Here is a 3,076-nt window from a genome sequence, read left to right as displayed (position 1 = left end):
CGCCATCGCCGCCTCGGGCGCCGAGGTCATCACCGTCTCGCTGCGCCGCGAGGGGCGCGAGGGCGGCGCCTTCCGCGAGATCCTGAAGGACAGCGGCTGCCTGCTGCTGCCCAACACCGCCGGCTGCCATTCGGCCCGCGAGGCGGTGACAACGGCGCAGATGGCGCGCGAGCTCTTCGGTACGGACTGGATCAAGCTCGAGGTCATCGGCCATGCCGACACGCTGCAGCCCGATCCCTTCGCGCTGGTCGAGGCCGCGCGCATCCTCTGCGCCGAGGGTTTCGAGGTGTTTCCCTACACCACCGAGGACCTGATCCTCGGCGAGAAACTGATCGAGGCGGGCTGCCGGGTGCTGATGCCCTGGGGCGCGCCGATCGGCTCGGGGCAGGGGCTGTCCAACCGTTCCGGCCTCGCGCGGATGCGGGCGCATTTCCCGGACGTGCCGCTGGTGATCGACGCTGGGATCGGCGCGCCGTCTCAGGCGGCGGAGGCGATGGAGATGGGCTTCGACGCGGTGCTCCTCAACACCGCCGTGGCAAGCGCCCGCGACCCGGTCGCCATGGCCCGCGCCTTCGGGCAGGCGGTGGAGGCGGGGCTCGCGGCGCATGAGGCGGGGCTCATGCCGCGCCGCGACATGGCGCGGGCGTCGACCCCGGTCTTCGGCATGGCGGAGCTGGCAGGATGAGGCTCGATCCCTTCTATCTCATCGTCGGCCACGTCTCCGAGCTCGAGCTTCTGGTGCCGCGTGGCGTTCGGCTGGTGCAGCTGCGTCTCAAGGGCGCCGGGGACCGCGAGATCCGCCGCCAGATCGCCCGCGCCCGCGATCTCTGTGCCGTGCATGGCGCGCAGCTCGTGGTCAACGATCACTGGCAGGCGGCGATGGACCTCAACTGCGGCGCGGTGCATCTCGGGCAGGAAGACATGGACGAGGCCGATTTCGCCGCCCTGCGCCGCAGAGGCGTGGCCTTCGGGCTCTCGACCCATGACGAGGCCGAGCTCGACCGGGCGCTTGCGCTCGATCCGGCCTACGTGGCGCTGGGGCCGGTCTGGCCGACGCTGCTCAAGAAGATGAATTGGGGGCCGCAGGGGCTGGATCGCGTGCGCTCGTGGAAGCGGCGCGCCGGCTCGGTGCCGCTGGTGGGCATTGGCGGCGTCACCCCCGAGCGCCTGCCCGAGCTTTTCGAGGCGGGTGCCGACAGCGCCGCGGTGGTGACCGACATCGCGCAGGCCTCCGACCGCGAGGCGCGCTGCGATCTCTGGATCGAGGCCACGGCGCCATGGCGATGACCCGCTACGCGCGTCAGATGATCCTGCCCGAGGTCGGCGCGGCGGGGCAGGACCGGCTGGCCGCCGCGCGGGTGCTGGTGGTGGGCGCGGGCGGGCTCGGCTCGACCTTGCTGCCGCTTCTGGCGGGCGCCGGGGTCGGTGCGCTGCGCGTGGTCGACCACGACGTGATCGAAGAGAGCAACCTGCACCGCCAGACGCTCTACCGCATGAGCGACCTCGGCCGTCCCAAGGCCGAGGTCGCCACCGATGCGCTGCGGGGGCTGAACCCCGACTGTGCGGTGACGCCCGAGGTGGCGCGGCTCGATCCCTCGTGCGCCCGGGCGAGGGTGGCCGAGGCGGATCTGGTGATCGACGCGGCGGATGCCTTCGCGGTCACCTATGCGCTTTCGGATGCCTGCCTTGCCGCCGGCGTGCCGCTGATCGCGGCCTCGGTGCTGGGTCGGGCAGGGCACGTGGGTGGCTTTTGTGGAAGGGCCCCGAGCTACCGCGCCGTGTTCCCCGATCTGCCGCCGGGGCTGCAGAGCTGCGCCACCGGCGGGGTCATGGGGCCTGCCGTGGCGGTGCTCGGCGCGCTGCAGGCGCAGATGGGGCTGTCGGGGCTGCTGGGGCTCGAGCCCTCGCCGCTCGGGCTGCTCTGCCGCGTCGATCTTGCCAGTTGGCAGGTGACGGGGTTCCGCTTCGACGGTGCCCCCGAGCCCTCGGTCGCGGGGCCCGTGCTGCTGGGGGCGGACGAGTTGTTGCCCGGCGATATGGTGATCGAGCTGCGCGACGTGGTGGAGGCACCCGTGCCCGCCGTGCCCGGCGCCCGCCGCGTCTCGCCCGAGGGCTGCGCGAGCCTCGCTCCGGCGCCCGAGGAACGGCTGGTCTTCGCCTGCACCAGCGGCCTGCGGGCATGGCGCGCGGCGCAGGGGGCACTGGCGCGGGGCCATCGCGCGGCGGTGCTGGCGTGACGCCCGTGGGGCTCTGCATCGGCGGCATGGACTCGAGCGGCGGCGCCGGGCTCTTGCGCGACGCGGCATCCGTGGCCGCGGCGGGCGTGCGGACCCGCGTTGCGGTGACCGCGGTGACCGCCCAGAGCGACGCGCGCGTGCGGGCGGTCTCGCCGGTGGCGCCCGAGCTGGTCGTGGCGCAGATCGCCTCGGCCCTGGAGAGCCGCGTCGATGCGGTGAAGCTTGGTATGCTGGTGGACGCGCCGACCGTGGCGGCGGTGGCCGGGGTCTTGCCGCAGGTGCCGCTGGTGCTCGACCCGGTTCTGGCCTCGAGCTCCGGCCGGGTTTTGCTCGACCCGCCGGGCGTCGCGGCGCTCATTGAAGGGCTGCTGCCGCGCACCGAGGTGCTGACGCCGAACCTGCCCGAGCTGAGCGCATTCGGAGCCTGCTTCGGCATTTCGGGTGAGCCCGAAATCGTCCGCGCGCTACAGGGGGCGGGCTGCCGCTGGGTGCTGGTCAAAGGCGGCCACGCAGACGGGCAGGGCTGCGAGGACCGTCTCTACGGCCCCGACGGCCCCGACGGTGCAATCGAGCGAATCCAAGGCCCGCGCCATTCCAGCACCCTGCGCGGCACCGGCTGCCAGCTTGCCACGGCCATCGCTGCGGGACGCGCCCTCGGCCACGCGGTGCCCGAAGCGGTACACCGGGCACGGAGGCTGCTCGAAGCGCGCTTCATCGCGGAAGGGTGTCGGGAGGAGGCCTGAGCGGGCGTGAAGGGGCGTGTGATCCGGGCGCGCTTGGCGCGGCGATGCGGCCCAATCTGGTGACAACGTCAGGGATGCGCCGGGACCAACGACCCT

Annotated in this window: 4 protein-coding genes; all 4 read left to right on the top strand. The window is 73.2% G+C overall.

Annotation, left to right across the window (positions count from 1 at the left end; translation table 11 throughout):
- Window positions 1-685, top strand: a 685-nt coding sequence (locus HC022_RS22605; RefSeq protein WP_167453900.1) for a thiazole synthase, incomplete at its 5' end; no start/stop codon positions are given.
- Window positions 682-1,287, top strand: a complete 606-nt coding sequence (locus tag HC022_RS22600) for a thiamine phosphate synthase (protein WP_167453899.1) — start codon at window positions 682-684, stop codon at window positions 1,285-1,287. The genes HC022_RS22605 and HC022_RS22600, both read left to right, overlap by 4 nt.
- Window positions 1,284-2,237, top strand: a complete 954-nt coding sequence (locus HC022_RS22595; protein WP_167453898.1) for a HesA/MoeB/ThiF family protein — start codon at window positions 1,284-1,286, stop codon at window positions 2,235-2,237. Before HC022_RS22600 ends, HC022_RS22595 begins: the two co-directional genes overlap by 4 nt.
- Window positions 2,234-2,980: a hydroxymethylpyrimidine/phosphomethylpyrimidine kinase gene (locus HC022_RS22590; RefSeq protein ID WP_167453897.1), complete on the top strand. Its 747-nt coding sequence runs from the start codon at window positions 2,234-2,236 to the stop codon at window positions 2,978-2,980. The genes HC022_RS22595 and HC022_RS22590 overlap by 4 nt, the downstream gene beginning before the upstream one ends.
- Window positions 2,981-3,076: the final 96 nt, after the last annotated feature.

The sequence above is a fragment of the Salipiger sp. HF18 genome, from assembly GCF_011806505.1.
GTDB lineage: Bacteria > Pseudomonadota > Alphaproteobacteria > Rhodobacterales > Rhodobacteraceae > Salipiger > Salipiger thiooxidans.
Note: the sequence above shows the minus strand (reverse complement) of the source record. Positions and strands in the feature narration are given on the sequence as shown.